This window comes from Clostridioides sp. ES-W-0016-02 (assembly GCF_020641035.1).
In the GTDB taxonomy this organism is placed as follows: domain Bacteria; phylum Bacillota; class Clostridia; order Peptostreptococcales; family Peptostreptococcaceae; genus Clostridioides.
In genome coordinates this window covers 1,817,548-1,835,579 of the sequence record NZ_CP061361.1, presented here as the reverse complement: position 1 = coordinate 1,835,579, position 18,032 = coordinate 1,817,548, and the positions used below count along the sequence as shown (strand labels likewise).

Below are 18,032 nucleotides of genomic sequence, written 5' to 3'. Positions count from 1 at the left end.
ACGTCTAGGAGGTTAAAATGTTTACTGGCATAGTAGAAGAAGTTGGAATACTTAGAAAAATTACTGCTAATGGCAAAAGTGGAAAAGTCACCATACAATCAAATAAAATACTAGATGGTACAAATCTTGGAGATAGTATTGCTGTAAATGGAGTTTGCTTAACTGTTTCAAGTTTAGGTAAAAATGAATTTACTGCTGATGTCATGATGGAAACAGTCCGTTCCACAAATTTAAGTTCATTAAATCCAAGTGATGAAGTAAATCTTGAAAGAGCTATGAGCCTTTCTTCTAGATTTGGTGGACACCTAGTAACAGGTCATGTTGATAGTAAAGGTACTATTTGTAAATTTGAAAAAGATGAAAATGCAGTTTTAATAAGCATACAACCGTCCAAAGAACTTTTATCAACAATGATACACAAAGGTTCTGTTGCTATTGATGGTGTAAGTCTAACTATAGCTTATTTAGATGATGAGATATTTAAGGTTTCGGTTATACCTCATACTAAATTTAAGACTACTCTCTTGACAAAGAATATTGGAGACTTTGTCAATTTAGAAAGTGATGTAATTGGAAAGTATATTAATAATTTTCTTGTAAAAAACTACAAGGAATTAAATTCTAATAGTAGTAACTATAAATCAAATATAGATAAAGAATTTTTATTTAAAAATGGTTTTTAAAAATAATAAAAGGAGTGAATTACATGTTTAACACTATTAAAGAAGCTATTAATGATATCAAAAATGGAAAAATGGTAATCGTAGTTGATGATGAAAGCAGAGAAAATGAAGGAGATTTATTGATGGCAGCTGAAATGGCTACACCTGAGACAATAAACTTTATGGCTACATATGGTAGGGGCCTTATTTGTCTTCCTGCTACTGAAGAAAAATTTAAAAGTCTAAATATACCTCTTATGGTTAAAGAAAATACAGACACATTTCAAACTGCATTTACTGTCACTATAGATGGAATAGATACTTTAACAGGTATATCTGCATATGAGAGAGCTGAAACTGTCAAACTATTCTGTAATGAAAGTTCCACAAGTAAAGATTTTAAAACACCTGGACATGTATTTCCATTAATAGCAAAAACTGGAGGTATCCTAGTTAGAGATGGTCACACAGAAGCTTCTGTAGACCTTGCTAGACTTGCAGGATTTAAAGAAATTGGTCTTATCTGCGAAATAATGAAAGATGATGGTACAATGGCAAGAGTTGATGATTTAATGATATTTAAAGAAAAACATAATTTAAAAATAATTACTATAAAAGACTTGATAGAATATCGAAAAAGAAATGAAACCACTATAGAAAAAATTTCTAGTGCTTTTCTTCCAACAAAATATGGAAATTTTGAAATAATAGGATATAAAGATATTTACTCAAATGAAGAACACATTGCCCTTACTTATGGAAATGTAAATGAAGAAAATACACTAGTCAGACTTCATTCTGAATGTTTAACAGGTGATGTATTTCATTCTTTAAAATGTGATTGTGGGCTACAGTTAGAAACTTCTATGAAAAAAATTGTAGAAAATGGAAGTGGTGTTTTAATTTATATGAAACAGGAAGGCAGAGGTATTGGGCTTTTAAATAAAATTAAAGCTTATAAACTTCAAGAAGAAGGTTATGATACTGTTGAAGCAAATTTAATGCTTGGATTTGAAGAAGATATGAGGGATTTTTATATCGCTGCTCAGATATTAAAAAATTTACATATAAAAAGTATAAACCTTTTAAGTAATAATCCTGACAAAATAAATCAATTAGAAAAATATGGAATAAAAATTGAACATAGAGTTCCTATTAATGAAGAAATTAATGATTTTAATAAATTATATCTGAAAACTAAGAAGGATAAAATGGGACATCTATTAGATATTATATAGCTAATGGTATTTAATTTTTATTCTACTAAGTAATTTTTATTACAATAATATGCATATATACTAAAAATATAGATTTATAACCTAAATAAAATTGGAGGAAATAAAAATGATATATGAAGGAAAACTTATTGGAAAAGATTTAAAAATAGGTATAATAAACTCTCGTTTTAATGAATTTATAACATCAAAACTTTTATCTGGTGCTCAAGATTGCCTTTTAAGACACGATGTTACTCAGGAAAATATAGAAGTGGTTTGGGTACCTGGAGCTTTTGAGATTCCTCTCGTTGCTCAAAAAATGTCTAAGAGTGGTAAGTATGATGCTATAATATGTTTAGGATGTGTTATAAGAGGTGCTACTTCTCATTATGATTATGTATGTAGCGAAGTATCTAAAGGCATTGCAAAAGTATCTTTGGATAATGAATTACCTGTTATATTTGGAATAGTAACAACAGAAAATATTGAACAAGCTATTGAAAGAGCTGGCACAAAAGCTGGAAATAAAGGATATGATTGTGCTATGAATGCACTAGAAATGGCAAACCTATTTAAGGTTCTAGATTAAATACCTTTATTGATTAAATAGTGGAAATTAAAATAGAGACTATAAAATACTATTAAGTACCAATATGGCAAAGCATACTTGTCTTTTGGTACTTAATAATTTTAAAGATAATTATCTATTTGAACAACCTTACCCATATCTTCATATTCATTAGAAATACCAACACTATTCACGTATATTTTGAAATTAGAATATATACAATCATTATGTAAATTTTTAAGGACACAAGATAGATTTTTAGTGTTAAATTCCCTGTAATCTAGGAAATATAAGTTAATAATAAAAAATACTTTTAAAAGCTTAAAATAACTACAAATATAAATCTAAATATAAAATACCATAAATTTGTACATATTACTATCAAAGCTATCGTTTTTATTTATAGCATATATTAATGTTATATTAATTATCTATTTTATTATTTTCTCGATTAATTATACAATATAATTAAGTAAGCAATAATAAACTATAAATGAACACCATAATTTAATGGTTGTTTATTGAATATTTATGGGGGACTGAATTATGAAAACAAGTTCAATACAAGATTTAACACTAGAAAAACGTAACCTTATAAAAAAATATTCTCTTACTTTGAATGAAGATTTAATTTGGGAATTTAAACACGATAAATACCACACTGTAAAATACTTCACACACAAGTTTGCAGTTAAAGAATCTATATTTGCTCTTTTATTCAATATACACAGATTATGTTATGCTAAAATAAAATACTTTGAATCAAATTTTTCAAAATATGAACCTTATAAATACAACTATCAAGAAGGATTTGTTAAATGTGAAATATATGATATGAGTTTTATGTTGCATAAATATAGCAACATGATGATAGACTTAAGAAATTTACAAGAAATCAAAAATATAGAAGAGTTTAGATTATTTTGTGATTACTTAGAAAGCTTTGAAGATAACTTACAAGATTTAATTGTGTAGTATTTAAAAAGAGAGGTTTTAATATATTATTTATGATAACTAAATTATATTAAAATACTAAAAACTCTTAATAAAATATAATATACTTGATATAAAAAAATATTACTGGAATTAAAAATTCCAGTAATATAAGTTAACTAAAATACTATATTCACATAAATTAAATACATTCTAATCTATCAAAATTACTCTATAATTTTTATACTACTTTTTATCCTAAACGTTCATCAGATAATTCAGCATGCCACTCTGATACATTTTCTAGTCCTTCTATTTCATCTGCAATAAATACAGGGTCTTTTATTCCAGATTTTTTTTGGCTTGTATAGTCTTTTAAAGCAATAAATGCGTACTTACCTAAAAGAGTTATTGCTATTAAGTTTATTATAGCCATCAGTGCCATAAATAAATCTGCTAAATTCCAGACTACTTCTACTTGAGTAAGAGAACCAAATAAAACCATACCTACAACGAAAACTCTAAATACATTAAGTTTAATTTTACTTCCACTCATAAACTCCATATTTGATTCTCCATAGTAATAATTTCCTACTATAGAACTAAATGCAAATAAGAATATACAAACTGCTATAAAAATATTTCCTATTGGACCTATATGGTGAGTTAAAGCTTCTTGAGCTAATTCAATTCCTGTTGCTCCACTACTAGCATAATCTGAATATAATAATACCATGAATGCTGTACAACTACATATAATTATAGTATCTGTAAAAACACCTAGAGATTGGATTAAACCTTGTTTTACAGGGTGAGTTACATGTGCTGTTGCAGCAGCATTAGGTGCACTACCCATTCCTGCTTCATTAGAAAATAAACCTCTTTTTACTCCAGTCATTACAACTCCCATAAATGTACCAATTGCCATTCCTCTAAAATCAAATGCGCTTTCTACTATTAATGATATAACTCCTGGTATTTCTGTTATATTCATTACAACTATAGCTAAAGCAACTAATATGTATAATCCTGCAAATACAGGAACTATTATTTCTGAAACTTTTGCTATTCTATGAACACCACCAAAAATAACTATTGCTGTTAAAATTCCAAGACCTATTCCCATAGCCATTTTACTTATACCAAATGCATTATTAAACGCCAATGAAACAGTATTTGCTTGAACTGCATTGAATACAAATCCATAACAGATAGTTATAAGTATTGAAAATAAAACACCCATCCATCTTTTATTTAAACCTTGTTCCATATAATAAGCTGGTCCACCCCTAAAAGCTGGTCCATTCTTAACTTTATAAATTTGAGCCAATGTACTCTCCACAAAACTTGAAGCAGAACCAATTAAAGCTATAAGCCACATCCAAAATACAGCACCAGGACCTCCTGCTACTACTGCAATTGCTATCCCTGCTATATTTCCAGTACCAACTCTTGAAGATGTACTTATACAAAAGGCTTGAAATGAAGATATTTTTCCTTCTTTTTTTGCATTTTTATTTGCTGCACCATCACCTAAAAGCCTAAACATTTCTATAAAATATCTGAATTGTACAAAATTTGTTTTAATAGTAAAGTAAATACCAATTACAACTAACATTATAATTAGAATATAAGACCATAAGTAATTGTTTACAAATACTACTGCATTGTTAATGCCTGTTAAAATACCATTTAAAAAATCCATTTTATTAATTACCCCCTGTTAATATTGTTTTCTCAATAAATCTTAAAATCAAAAAAATGCATAATTCCTTGTGAAAAATTCATTAATTTAATTATAATATTTATAAAATTAAATTACAAGGTTTAAAATGAATAATTTCTTTAATAAATTGCAGTTTTATCTTTAAATTCAACTTTATTTTATTAATTTTATAACTTAGATGTAATTAATACTTTATATTGCTTACCAAATACAATAAATTATACTTTTGAAGTATATTTTTTCGTTTGTCGTTTAATATTATAAGTAATGATATGATTTTAAAATTTATTTAAATAACAAAAATTTTCTCTAAATTCTGTTAATTTTTTAAAAACTTTGTTAAATAATATACTTTTATACATCCATTGAAAAAACTAGAAAAAAGTAATACTATATATAGTACTAGCATTAGACACAAAAGAATACAAATGGAGGTACTTATATTATGGAATTTCAACAAATAATAGCTATATGTATATTTTTAATAGTTATGGCAGCTATTATTACAGAAAAGGTAAACAGATCTGTAGCAGCGGTTGGTGGTGCACTATTAATGATAATATTCAATATACTTACACTTGATGAAGGATTAAGCCATATAGACTTCAATACTATTGGAGTATTGGTTGGTATGATGCTATTTGTTGCTGTTGTTAAAAACTCAGGACTATTTGAATATATAGCTATTTGGACTGCAAAAAAAGCTAAAGGTGATCCATGGAGAATAATGATTTGTTTTGCTATTATAACAGCTATTTTATCTGCTGTATTAGATAATGTTACTACTGTTTTACTTATAGGTCCAATGACTATAGTTATTACACAAATTCTAGGACTTAATCCAGTTCCATTTTTAATAACACAAATTTTAGCTTCAAATATCGGAGGTACATCTACTCTTATAGGTGACCCTCCAAATATTATGATTGGTAGTGCTGCCAATCTTAGTTTCATGGATTTTGTAATAAATTTAGGACCTGCTGTTATAGTAATACTTATTATAACAATAATATGTTTTAAATTTATTTATGGAAAAGAACTTGTTGTAGATGATAAAGCCAAAGAAGTAATATTAAAGCTTGATGAAAAAAAATCTATTAAAGATAAACCCTTACTTATAAAAAGTCTTCTTTTAATAGCATTTATACTCTTTGGTTTTATGTTTCATAGCACAATCCATATAGATTCTTCTGTTGTAGCATTAACTGGTGCATCTATAATGCTTCTTATAGGAAAACAAGATGTAGATGAAATTATGGCAGGTATTGAATGGTCTACAATCTTATTCTTTATGGGATTATTTGTAGTAGTTGGTGGATTAGTAGAAGTGGGTATAATAAATAAATTAGCTCAAGCATTGATTGGACTTACAGAGGGCCATATTGTATTTACAATGTTATTAATATTATGGTTATCAGCAATAGTTTCTTCATTCTTAGATAATATTCCGTTTGTTGCAACATTAATTCCACTTATTTTGACTATGCAAGCTGAAGGAATTGATGTAATGCCACTATGGTGGGCAACATCCCTTGGAGCTTGTCTTGGAGGTAATGGGACACTTATTGGAGCCTCTGCCAATGTTGTACTAGCAGGTATAGGCAATAAGCATGGTCATCCTATATCTTTTAAAGAGTATTTTAAGATAGGTTTTCCACTTATGATTATATCTATTATTATATCTACTGTTTATTTAATTATAAAATTTTAGAAAATATAGTATAATAGTATTAAAGGGGATGTGTATATATGAATATTAATACTGTTCAAGGAGATTCAATTGAAGTTCTTTTAAGACAACTTGGAGCTACAAAAATATCAAAAGTAAGTAGTACATTATATTTTATTAAGTTTGATTTAGGAGACAACTGGGAAATATCTTATACTTATAATATTAATGCTAAAGATCAATATTTTTTACAAAGAATTGAACCATATCCTATTGGTAGAGGTCTTTTTAATGATGAATATGAAATAATATCATTTATATCAAAGGATTTAAACAAATTTCTAAATGCTAAAAATAGTAGTAACTTTAAAACTTTTGTTGAAGTTACTAGAAAAGTCAATTCTATTATTGATAATGTAGAAGAGTTATTTTTAAACTATAATGTAGATGGAGATGATTTAAAAACACTCAATAAAGAACTTAACGATATATTAAATGATATTAACTATATAGAAAAGCATACAAAGAAAATCTAAAGTAAGATACTTATAAATTTAAGGTTATATATAAAAACTTTGTACAACCTCAAAATTTAATACTAAATATAAAGAATCTTATTTGTTAAAATGATAAAATAGCTGATGAAGCATATGCTTCATCAGCTATCTTGTTTTTAATGATGCCCACATCCATCATGTGAACAAGTATGATTTGATGGAAATTCTACTAATTTTCCATCTTTAAGTAAGTCCAAATTACCACTGATAGTATCAGCTTCAGCTCTATAAACTTTTATTCCCATACTATTTAATTTAACTATGGCACCTTGCCCTATTCCTCCAACTACTACTGCATCTACAACTGTACCTGATAATGCTTTTATTGGTTGGCATTTCCCATGTTCATGACCTAAATCTCCATTGTCTAAAGATTTAACTTCTCCACTTTCTAAGTCACACACAACAAAGATTGGTGCAGAACCAAAATGACCATATGGTTTACTATCTAATCCTTTATTTTCTTCTACTGGTATACATACTTTCATTATTATTTCTCCCTTCTCTTGCAACATTTTTTCATAGATTTACATTCTTTACTGCATCCTAGATGTATTGTATTTATATCAAATACATCTATAAAGCTTTCACTAGAATTACTTAACATAGAATTTATAAAATCCATACATATGTTAAACACTTCTTTGTTAATATGATATAAAACATAGTATCCTTCTTTATATCCTGTTATTATGCCAACTTCTTTTAATATTTTTATATGTTGTGAAACAGCAGAATCTGAAATTCCTAAATATTTAGAAATTCCTTTTTGGCAGATATTTCTTTTAGATACTAATATAAGTATGTTAAGTCTAGTTTCATCACTCAATGCTTTAAATATTTTAACCAAATTTTCCATAAAGACCTCTTTTTGATTAAGTAATTACTTAATTAAATTATAGTACTCTTAATTAGATTTTTCAACTATTATTTTGAAATTTTGGAACTTATTATAAATAATTCTAATTGTTTCTATATATATTTCAATTGTCAATTTAAATCTATCAAAATAAATATACCTAGAGATACATCTCTAATGTATCTTGAAGTAAAATAATAATATACAAATAAAAAACTGTCTAAAATAATTATATTATTTTAAGACAGTTTTTTATTTGTATATTTAAAAATTTACTTACTAATTATACTAAGCTCTTTTTAATTTATCTAGATAATAAACAGCATTTAATGCTGCTATTTGTCCTTGCCCAGCTGCTTTGATATAAGAATAGGGTTTACCTACACAGTCTCCTGCGGCAAAACATCCTTCTATATTAGTTTTCATATTATTGTCAACCTTAATATGGATACCATCAATTTCTATTCCAGGAATCAATGTACTTGGAGCTGTACTATCTTTTATAACGAATACTCCATCAACTTCAATATGATTTTCTTTAAAAGATATCTTATTTACAAGTTTATCTCCATCTATTTGCACTGGTCTATCATGTATAATCTCAATAGAATCATCTAAATTATCTGAACTTCTCATAAGGTTTTCTTTTTTATACATAGGTATAAAATAAGTTTTTGAAGTAAGTTCACTTAAGAAATTTGCCTCTTCTTTAGATTCTTCATTATATCCTATAACTGCTACTTTTTTATTTCTATAAAGTGGTGCATCGCATGTAGCACAATATCCTACTCCTCTTCCTAGAAATTCTTCTTCACCTTTTATTGGTCTAGTATATTCTACACCAGTTGCAAGGATTACAGTAGTAGCTTCATACATATCATTTCCAGACATTATTGCAAAGTATTCTCCCATAGCATAAATATTATTTATTCTTTTATTTTCAATTGAAATATCCATGTTATCTATATGGGATTTAAATTTGTCTTTTAATTCATCTCCACTTATATCATAAAAACCTAAATAATTATCTATTGAAGGAGCTTTAACAAGCTTATTGCTTAAATTATCATTGCCAAACATAATCATTGTTTTATTTCTTATTTTTGCATTTATAGCAGCAGATAATCCTGCTGGACCACTACCTATTATAGCTATGTCATATCTCATAATATTCACCCATTTTTATAAATATGATTTTACTTTCATCTCAATTTTGTTCTTAGGCATAAATCCAATTAGAGTTTCAACTGGCTCTCCATCTTTAAATATAATCATAGTTGGTACTGTAGATACACTAAATTGTTGAGCTATTTCTAAGCTTTCATCTATATCAACTTTTACAAATCTAGCTTCGTCTTTCATCTCTTCGCCTAATTCTGCAAATACAGGTCCTAACATATTACAAGGTCCACACCAAGTTGCAAAGAAATCTACTACAACTACTCCTTTACTACCTTCAACACTACTTCTAAATTCAGATGTATTTATAATTTTTGCCATTTTTTTAATCCTCCTAAAAATTTATTATCCTTATAATTATACTATGAAATTTATAAATATAATTTTACTTTTATAAATTCTTTTATATTTTATTTTATACTATTAGTATACCCATTCTTTATTTGTAAAAACAGATTTTTATATTTTTATTATTTTAATTTTTTTGGTATTGATATTTCAAATGTAGTTCCAATACCTATATCAGAAGTTACATCTATTTCGATAGATAAATTCAAGCTAATCATATGTGCTATTGAAAGACCTATTCCAGAACCTTCTAAATCTTTATTTCTCACATTTTCACTTCTAAAAAATCTGTCAAATATAAAAGGCATTTCTTCTTTTTTTATACCTATACCAGTATCTCTTATAAGTAATGTTACTTCATCTTCCACATCTTCTTTTAATTCTAATACTATCTCATCACCTAGTTTAGTATATTTAAAAGCATTATCAATAAAAATTAATATAAGTTGTCTCAATTTATTTTTATCTGTTATTATAACTTTATTCTTTAATTCAGAGTTAAATGTAAATTTTTTTTCTTGAAACTCAGCAATATCCACATAATCTTCTGATATTTCTTCTAGTAATTTTTCTAAATCAATTTCCTCCAAGTTAACTTTAACAATAGAATCTTCCTTAGTAAGAGATAGTAAATCCGTTATCATCTTTTTAAGTCTTCTAGTTTCTTTCATTGCAGTAGCTATTGTTTCAACTTCATCATTTACTGTATTTTCTGGAGATTTTAACATACTTTCTAATTTTGATGAAACTATTGTTATTGGAGTCCTTAACTCATGTGAAGCATCTTGTATAAATTTAGCTTGGTTCCTCCAAGCAGTCTCTATTGGAATTAATGCTTTTCGAGTAAGATATACAGCTACAAAGTATGTTATTATAACAGAAATTAGTATTCCAATTATAAGTACAGATGTCAACTGTTTTAAAGAATTCATCTCTGAGTCAATGTTTCTGATTATTTGTATCTGATATCTGCCCACATCCACATTTAATTCTCTAAATGTATAACCATTTTCTGTATATTTAAAAAATGTATTTTTCTTATCTAGTCTTCTGTCTGGAAGTAATTCATCAAAATATTCATTTTGAGTATAGTAACTTATTCTGTCATTCTCATAAACATATACCATATCTTTAGGGTCTTTAAGTCTTATTGGGTTTAAAAATGAGGTTCTCTTAAATTGAGAAACTATATACTCCAGTTCATCATTGATTTCACTATCAATTCCACTATATGTAAGACCTCTAAAATATGAATATATAAATATAGAAAATATTATTAAAAAACTACCCACTACAACAATGTACATTTTTATCAAATGGTTTTTAGTGCTGGTAAATACATTCTTATTTATCATCGAATATGTATCCTACCTTACGCTTAGTTTTAATATATTTATCATATCCATATTTACTTAGTTTTTTTCTCAGATTACTTACATATACCTCTACTATTTCAATAGTTGCATCTGAATCAATTCCCCATATTCTATCATAAATCTGTTCTTTTAATAAAATTGAACCTTTATTTAAAACAAAATATTCCAATAAGTTAAACTGTTTATTTTGAAGTTTTATTTCTTCTTCTTCAATATACACTCTTTTTTCTAATGTATCTAGATATAAAGATTTAAATTCTAATCCATTTCTTTCTTTTATTTTTCCATTAGTCCTCAATATGGCATATACTCTTGCTACTAGTTCCTCCATATAAAAAGGTTTTGTTAAATAATCATTAGCTCCTATAGTAAATGCTTCTACTTTATCATCTAATGCTTCTTTAGCAGTCAATATAAGTACAGGTGTATCTATATTATTGATTCTCATTTTCTTCAAAATATCAATTCCATTTATATTAGGAAGCATTAAATCTAAAATAACTAAATCATATATATTTTGATTTATTAAATATAATGCTTCTTCTCCATCTTCACACTTTTCAGTTTCAAAATGATTACTAAGTTCTTCTACTACACTTTCTAAAAGCACCCTATTATCTTCAACTATCAAAACCTTCATAAATATCCCCTACCTTTACTTGTCTATCTTGACTTTATGAGATTTCAAATCAATATCTACATTTGCTTTTTCTTTTATATCATCATAAGTATATCCTACTATTTCAACATTCTTTGCTTTTGTTGAACATGTTATATCTATATCTGTTTCTTCTGAAGCCTTCAAAACTTTGTATGATGGTACACGACTTACTGTCAAGTATTCCCCATTATCATTAACTTCTGCCGTCTTAAGGATAATATTTCCTAAGTCTTTTGATGATGAATTCTTTACTTTTATTTGATATGTAATTCCCTCTTTTGACTCATTTACTTTTTTAAGTTCTGAAGTAGATAATACTTCATACTGACTACTATTTTCTAGCTTAATTTTATTGTTTCTTATATCAATAGTATTTTCTTTTAAATTAACATATACAATTTTACCCTCTGCTTCATATTCATATGCATAGACTTCTACACTTTTGGCAAAAGTTTTATGTCCACATTCTACATAAGCAACTTTCCCAGGCATTAAAGTCATATCTAACAGAGATTTACTATCAGATGAAGTAATTTTTTTATTATCATCGTATTCATTATATATTAGTTCAACATTCGATATATTAAATGTTGAATTATTTTCTATCTTTGTGGATGTATCTATTTTTCCACCTTCATCTACAGTTATAATCTCTGTTGCTCCTATATTCAATACTTTTGCATTGTCCTTATCTATTGTTACTTCATTATTGTCTTCTGCTTGAATCTCAACTGAATCAGATTGTTCTTCTTCCCTTTTACATGCAGTCAGTGTAAAAATAAATATTGTTAATATAATCATTAAAAAAATTAATTTTTTTACTATTTTATTCATATTAAGCACCTCATATAGTAGTATTTTATAGTAGATTTTTATACTTTTTCATAAATTCCTTCAATGCTTGTGTAAGTATTTGGTGTTTTTCAAAATTTGAGTTGCTACATAATCTTTCAAAGTCACTCCAAGTTTCTTTATCTATACGTACTCTTGTTGTTTTTAATTCACTTAAAGATTCATTATCTATATGTACATCTTTTTTATTAGATATTTTTTTAGGTTTTATATTATAATCCTTCACTTCTAAATACCAATCATACACTTCACAAAGCTTATCTAAATCTTCTTGAGTTATATTTATTTTTCTGTCTTTTTTAGGTTTAATATTTTTTCTTGATTTTATATTTTTTAAATCTGTGTCGTTAAACTCAATTTGTTCAATACTCTTATTTAAAACCTTTTCATTAGATTTCTTCTTTTTGGTGCTTACCTTTTTTACATTATTAGTGTTATCTTCCTTAGTTTTTTCTTTATCCAAATCTTCTTTATTCTTTAATTCGTCTTTTAATATGTATTTACCTTTTTCTGACTTATATCCTTTTTTATTTAAAAAAGTTCTTAAAGTACTTTGACTAATTTTTAGATTTTGAGCTATCTCTGTAAATTTGATTCCTTTACTTTGAAATTCTAAAAATTTATCAATTCTTTCCTCATTATTCATTAATACTCCTCCGTCAATATCTTCTTGTCTTTCTTTTCATACTTCTTATTATATTCTTCTTTTCTAAATCTACTCTGTTTGATTCAACTATTTTTTGTAACATTTTATTATAAGTAAAATCATCTAAATTATTATTTTTTATATAAAGAAGTGTTTCTTCTTCATACTTAACAAAACAAATTGACAATAGCCATGCCATACCCATTTTAACATAATATTCTTCACTTTGTATATTGTTACAGTATTCAAAAATATCTTTAATATGTTCATCATCAACATAATATATTAAAAACATAACTAATGCAAATCTAATCTCCCACGGATTTTCTGAACAAACATATTTTTTTAATATATCATACATGTATTCTTTATAATTATTTGTACATTTTAGTCCAGAACAAAATCCATCACAAATTGCCCAATTACTAATTTTAGGTACAAATTTTTTTATGTAATATAAAATCTCTTCAAAATTACTATTTATATTGCCAATCACCATACCCTGTAACATAACTTCTTCATAATAAGTATCTTCTGCTACTTCTAAAAATTCTTTCCAGTTGCCTTTACTTATTTCTTTTGACAACTTTCTTAAATTAGGAATTCTAATACCTATTATATTTTCTGTTCCTGGTATAAGTTTCTTATTAAAATCTCTATACTTAACATCTTGCATAGATTTCATATACTCTAAAAATTCGATATATTCCAATTTATCCCATTTTTCCCTACTAAGCATCATTTATTTACTCCTTAGTTCCTTTTTTCTTATTGTAACATAAAATTATATAAAAAAAAGCTTCTACATATCAGAAGCTTTTTCAAAAATGTACTAAATTTTTCAATTTAAAATTTAAATTAAATTAATCTTTACTACAGCATAATATCTCTTTAGAAAATCTTACTAATCTCCCACACCGAAGTCTGTATTATTGTATAAAACTTCTATATTTGGATTTTCATTTAAAAATTCATACTTATTAATAAACCATTTAACCAACTCTTCATCTCTTTTTATTTTAGAAGAATTGTTTATAAAAACATTCACAGTTGCTTTTTCAAAAGTATTTAGAATAATATCCATGTCATTATCTATCATTTCTTTAGTCTGTCCTTTTATTCCAACCATAATACAAGGCGAATCAAAATATTCTTTTACATCTTCTGGAGTTTTAAATCTTGCATTCTTATTTAAAAAATTATTTCTAAAATCATAATCAAATGTTTCAACCCCAATTTTAAATATTATAGGAATTTCAAAATAATCTCTCATTTCCTTTAGTCTATTTTTGTAGGACCAATGACTTTCTAAGAATAGTTTTTTTATATTTTTTTCTTTTATAATCTTCTTTATTCTCTCTAAAGTATCTTTAGGTATTTCAAAACAGCTACCAGAATTTATGACTTCAAGAACTCCATATTTTCCAGTTATATTTTTTAAAACTTCAAAGTTTACTTTGTTCATTTCTTCTTCCAAATTAGAATTATCATCTATATAATCACAAAAAGAACATCTTCCCCATATACATGGAAAGCTTTTAAGTAAAACTATTTCTCTTTGATTTTTATTTATTATCTCACTATATCTATCCATATTCTCTCCTATCTTTCTCCAGTTAATGATACTTTTAAAGTCTTTGGAACTGCATTTAATCCCAAATTTACCAAAACAACAGCAATTAATTTATCTGTATAATCTGTGAACACTTGAGTTATAAACACACTAAATACATCTCCAAGCCCTAGTACTTTTAAAATTTGAACTATATAAGAAGAACCCGATGATGTCACCCCGCCAAACAAAAAAGCTGAAATTACTGAGCTTACTATAGATGTTGGTATGGCAAACAACAATACTCCTAATGGAGTTTTTAAACCAGTTAAGAATTTCTTTTTAAAAGCAATACCAGCAAGTAATCCTGTTGATATCTGAACTGGTGCAAAATAAAGAGAATATACATCAAATGTAACTCCACTTATTAAACTTCCAAACACACCTGTAATAACAGCATATTTAGGCCCCAAAAGTGAAGCTATCATTATAGTTCCTATTGAATCTAAATATATAGGTAGCCTCAGCCCCATAGCTATAAACGCACCTACTATATTTATAGAAATCCCAAAGGCTATAAGTGTAATAGTTTTGACACATATTTTTCTTTTCACACTATATCACTCCTTCCACAGAGTCTATAATGTTTTCATATCCTTTAAAAAGTCTTTTTAAAAACATATACATAAATTTCTTTTCATCAACCTCATTTAAAATAATCGCATTAGCATGTTTTTTGTAGAAATTAAATGAGTCTACTATGGATTGACCCATAGCTATTCCATCTTCCACAATTTCTACATATGATTCAAATCCTTTACATATACTTCTGTCTATAAAATATGCCACTGCTAGAGGGTCATTTATTACACAACCTATTATTCCTTCTTGCTCCCAATGAAAATCAATATAAAATCTAGTGATTTCAGTTATATATTTTGCCATTTTTTCATCAAGTCTATTTATAAACTCAATAATATTAGGAGTAAGTACAATTTTTCTAGTTACATCTAAACCTACCATGTGAATTTTTTTAGATAAATTCTTGTAAACATAATCTGCTCCATGTGGGTCTACCCAATAGTTAAATTCTGCTACTGGAGAACAATTTCCATGAATTTTAAAAGCTCCTCCCATAGATACAAATTCATCAAGATTTTCAAAGGCTTTTTTATCTTTCATAAGTGCTTTAGCTATGTTTGTAAGTGGTGCAAGTGCTATTATAGATACTTTTTCACAATTATGTAAAGTATTTATTATAAAATCTACTGCTCCATTTTTTGCTTTAACTTCTGTCACTTTTTGATAAAAATTTTCTCCTATACCATCTTCTCCATGTGTATCTTGAGCTGTTACAAGTGTTCTTTTTAGTGGTGCTTCTTCTCCTATATATACTGGAATATTTAGTGAAGAACACATTTGAAGTGTTTTTAGTGCATTTTCTGCACCTACATTTGCTGGTACGTTACCACAACATGTGGTAATTCCAATTACTTCTAGCTCTGGTGAGTTTAAAGCCAAAAGGATTGCCAAAGAATCATCAATTCCTGGGTCACAATCAATTATTACTTTTCTTTTTTCCATATTACTATCCTCCTTGATTTGTGGTCGAGGAGAACTACACATCTTTTTTCCACTTTCAAAAAGGTGTGTCTAAGGGTATTAATTATATACTGCCACTATATAATTCCTTAGTTTTTTATACTTGGAGTTCTCGAACAAGTACAGATGTTAAGTTTAGTTATGATTTTAAGTCATTTATTATAACCTGTCAATCAACTAAAACCTTTCAAACACCTGATTTACTAACTACAAAAACACTGTTTGTAGTTTAAAAGAATTTATTATATTTTTATGTGTCTCATTAAAGCATGCTTAAATAATAAACAAACTTTAATAAAATGTGGCACGTTTAAACCGATTATTATTATACAACAATATTATAAATATTACAATTAATACCTTTAATTAAATTTACATATAAAATTTATACTAAATTTAATTTTTATGTTGCAAATAAGCATCAAATGTTATATATTTTTAACAAGAAGTTAAAAATATATAACATTTACTAAAGGAGTTGTTAATAATGAAAAGTTTTAGGGAATTAAATAAACTAGGATTTTTAGGTTTCTTAGGTTTTTTAGGACTAGCTGGAATATATGCTGGTGAAATACGAACTATTAGTTTTTGTGCATTCTTTGTTTTTTTTAGATACTTTAATATTATGCCAGATGAATTATTTAGAGAAAACCTGAGAAAAGCAGCTGTGCCAGCATTTTTCTTTACACTTTCATCGCTATCAGTAGCTATGGTTTTATCCATCATCTCAGATAATATTTCTACTATTGAAAATGGTCTAGGAATAAGTTTTTCTATATCAATGATTAGCTTTGTTGCAGTTTTTGCATACTTACAGTATAAAGAAGGAAAAGGACTAGAGTAATGATGATTCGTTCAAGAACTAAAGAATATAGAGCAAAATATAATATGAAACAAGATGAACTGGCATCATTAGTAGGAGTAAGAAGAGAAACTATAGGAAATCTTGAAAATGGAAAATATAACCCTTCATTAAAATTAGCATTTGACATTGCTAACGTATTCAATGTAAGTATAGAAGAAGTTTTTGAATATATAAAGGATTAGTAACTATTCTCTTCTTAAAATTTTTGCTATACTTTTCTTAAATAGATTAAAACTAATACAATTTGGTGATTATATGAAAAGAAAACTTTCAACACGCTTTTTTGGATATATTTGGTTTGTTCATATTCTTTTTAGTGGCTTTTATATTAAAAAAATTAGTACTAGATACTATGATAGGAATAATAATTCAACCAGTTTTACAGTTGTAATATCCAGTTTTGCATATACACTTGTAAAATATATTAAAGCGAAGTATTATACATATATATTTTCAAATAAAATAATTTATTTTATTTACTGAATATTTTTATTTTTTAGGGGGATGTATTGTGTTTAAAGACAAAATTGATGAATGTGTTCATATAATGACTGCATACATTGTTAGTTTAAAAGAATACTATTCATTTATAGAAACTCAGATTGATGATTTTATTAAAAGATATGGAGAAGATATTGTAGAGTCTTGTCTTCATAGAATTATGATTTTATTATGTGAATGTGGTTTGGCATAAAATTTAATTCATCAAAAAGAATAAGAAGAATTTTATATAAATTCTTCTTATCTAAATATTTAATTT

The 18,032-nt window shown here is 26.5% G+C and carries 22 protein-coding genes and 1 riboswitch; of the genes, 9 read left to right on the top strand and 13 right to left on the bottom strand.

The features are described 5' to 3' along the window. Positions 1-17: 17 nt before the first annotated feature. The 4 genes from IC758_RS08920 to IC758_RS08905 all read left to right on the top strand — a co-directional run bounded on the left by IC758_RS08920 (position 18) and on the right by IC758_RS08905 (position 3,422). The gene (locus tag IC758_RS08920; protein ID WP_227860910.1) at positions 18-683 is read left to right on the top strand and encodes a riboflavin synthase; all 666 of its coding nucleotides are present in this window, start codon (positions 18-20) and stop codon (positions 681-683) included. Positions 684-706: 23 nt separating this feature from the next. Beyond that, positions 707-1,900, top strand: a complete 1,194-nt coding sequence (locus tag IC758_RS08915) for a bifunctional 3,4-dihydroxy-2-butanone-4-phosphate synthase/GTP cyclohydrolase II (RefSeq protein WP_227860909.1) — start codon at positions 707-709, stop codon at positions 1,898-1,900. 106 nt (positions 1,901-2,006) lie between these two features. Continuing rightward, entirely contained in the window at positions 2,007-2,468 is a 462-nt protein-coding gene (ribE, locus tag IC758_RS08910) for a 6,7-dimethyl-8-ribityllumazine synthase (RefSeq protein WP_227433190.1), read from the top strand. A gap of 525 nt (positions 2,469-2,993) precedes the next feature. Beyond that, a complete protein-coding gene (locus IC758_RS08905) occupies positions 2,994-3,422 on the top strand; it encodes a hypothetical protein (protein WP_227433189.1) in 429 nt (142 codons plus the stop codon). A gap of 211 nt (positions 3,423-3,633) precedes the next feature. Here the strand turns inward: IC758_RS08905 and IC758_RS08900 are convergent, their stop codons facing one another. Beyond that, a complete protein-coding gene (locus tag IC758_RS08900; RefSeq protein ID WP_227823814.1) occupies positions 3,634-5,085 on the bottom strand; it encodes an alanine/glycine:cation symporter family protein in 1,452 nt (483 codons plus the stop codon). A gap of 466 nt (positions 5,086-5,551) precedes the next feature. Here IC758_RS08900 and IC758_RS08895 point away from each other — a divergent pair, with 466 nt between their 5' ends. Together IC758_RS08895 and IC758_RS08890 are read left to right on the top strand one after the other, a co-directional pair. After that, a complete protein-coding gene (locus tag IC758_RS08895) occupies positions 5,552-6,817 on the top strand; it encodes an ArsB/NhaD family transporter (RefSeq protein WP_227433187.1) in 1,266 nt (421 codons plus the stop codon). 38 nt (positions 6,818-6,855) lie between these two features. Further along, entirely contained in the window at positions 6,856-7,311 is a 456-nt protein-coding gene (locus IC758_RS08890; protein WP_227433186.1) for a hypothetical protein, read from the top strand. Positions 7,312-7,448: 137 nt separating this feature from the next. Here IC758_RS08890 and IC758_RS08885 read toward each other — a convergent pair whose 3' ends face one another. The 12 genes from IC758_RS08885 to IC758_RS08830 all read right to left on the bottom strand — a co-directional run bounded on the left by IC758_RS08885 (position 7,449) and on the right by IC758_RS08830 (position 16,389). Continuing rightward, complete coding sequence (locus IC758_RS08885; protein ID WP_227433185.1) at positions 7,449-7,820, bottom strand: NifB/NifX family molybdenum-iron cluster-binding protein; 372 nt, start codon at positions 7,818-7,820, stop codon at positions 7,449-7,451. A gap of 2 nt (positions 7,821-7,822) precedes the next feature. Next, on the bottom strand, positions 7,823-8,191 hold the full coding sequence (locus IC758_RS08880; RefSeq protein ID WP_227433184.1) for an ArsR/SmtB family transcription factor: 369 nt from the start codon (positions 8,189-8,191) through the stop codon (positions 7,823-7,825). Between the two features lie 288 nt (positions 8,192-8,479). Then, positions 8,480-9,358 (bottom strand): NAD(P)/FAD-dependent oxidoreductase, encoded by an 879-nt coding sequence (locus IC758_RS08875; RefSeq protein WP_227433183.1) that lies wholly within the window; start codon positions 9,356-9,358, stop codon positions 8,480-8,482. A 15-nt stretch (positions 9,359-9,373) separates the two neighbouring features. Then, positions 9,374-9,691 carry a thioredoxin gene (gene trxA / locus IC758_RS08870; protein ID WP_227433182.1) on the bottom strand — a complete coding sequence of 106 codons (318 nt, stop codon included), beginning with the start codon at positions 9,689-9,691 and terminating at the stop codon, positions 9,374-9,376. A gap of 149 nt (positions 9,692-9,840) precedes the next feature. Continuing rightward, a complete protein-coding gene (locus IC758_RS08865) occupies positions 9,841-11,073 on the bottom strand; it encodes a sensor histidine kinase (RefSeq protein ID WP_227433181.1) in 1,233 nt (410 codons plus the stop codon). Beyond that, a complete protein-coding gene (locus tag IC758_RS08860) occupies positions 11,063-11,734 on the bottom strand; it encodes a response regulator transcription factor (RefSeq protein WP_227433180.1) in 672 nt (223 codons plus the stop codon). Before IC758_RS08860 ends, IC758_RS08865 begins: the two co-directional genes overlap by 11 nt. Positions 11,735-11,749: 15 nt before the next feature. Further along, entirely contained in the window at positions 11,750-12,589 is an 840-nt protein-coding gene (locus tag IC758_RS08855) for a hypothetical protein (RefSeq protein ID WP_227433179.1), read from the bottom strand. A gap of 25 nt (positions 12,590-12,614) precedes the next feature. After that, complete coding sequence (locus IC758_RS08850; RefSeq protein WP_227433178.1) at positions 12,615-13,253, bottom strand: DNA-binding protein; 639 nt, start codon at positions 13,251-13,253, stop codon at positions 12,615-12,617. A gap of 13 nt (positions 13,254-13,266) precedes the next feature. Further along, positions 13,267-13,995, bottom strand: a complete 729-nt coding sequence (locus IC758_RS08845) for a DNA alkylation repair protein (protein WP_227823811.1) — start codon at positions 13,993-13,995, stop codon at positions 13,267-13,269. 162 nt (positions 13,996-14,157) lie between these two features. Further along, positions 14,158-14,847, bottom strand: coding sequence for a radical SAM protein (locus tag IC758_RS08840; protein ID WP_227433176.1), 690 nt, complete (start codon positions 14,845-14,847; stop codon positions 14,158-14,160). A gap of 8 nt (positions 14,848-14,855) precedes the next feature. Beyond that, positions 14,856-15,419, bottom strand: a complete 564-nt coding sequence (locus IC758_RS08835) for an ECF transporter S component (protein WP_227433175.1) — start codon at positions 15,417-15,419, stop codon at positions 14,856-14,858. A 1-nt stretch (position 15,420) separates the two neighbouring features. Further along, positions 15,421-16,389, bottom strand: coding sequence for a nucleoside hydrolase (locus tag IC758_RS08830; protein WP_227834490.1), 969 nt, complete (start codon positions 16,387-16,389; stop codon positions 15,421-15,423). A 101-nt stretch (positions 16,390-16,490) separates the two neighbouring features. After that, positions 16,491-16,534, bottom strand: a riboswitch (PreQ1 riboswitch). A gap of 360 nt (positions 16,535-16,894) precedes the next feature. Between IC758_RS08830 and IC758_RS08825 the strand changes: the two genes are divergently transcribed. The 3 genes from IC758_RS08825 (at position 16,895) to IC758_RS08815 (ending at position 17,966) form a co-directional block, all read left to right on the top strand. After that, complete coding sequence (locus tag IC758_RS08825) at positions 16,895-17,251, top strand: DUF3796 domain-containing protein (RefSeq protein WP_227433173.1); 357 nt, start codon at positions 16,895-16,897, stop codon at positions 17,249-17,251. A 2-nt stretch (positions 17,252-17,253) separates the two neighbouring features. Continuing rightward, positions 17,254-17,454, top strand: a complete 201-nt coding sequence (locus tag IC758_RS08820; RefSeq protein ID WP_227433172.1) for a helix-turn-helix transcriptional regulator — start codon at positions 17,254-17,256, stop codon at positions 17,452-17,454. Positions 17,455-17,783: 329 nt separating this feature from the next. Next, positions 17,784-17,966 (top strand): hypothetical protein, encoded by a 183-nt coding sequence (locus IC758_RS08815; RefSeq protein ID WP_227433171.1) that lies wholly within the window; start codon positions 17,784-17,786, stop codon positions 17,964-17,966. Positions 17,967-18,032 lie beyond the last annotated feature (66 nt).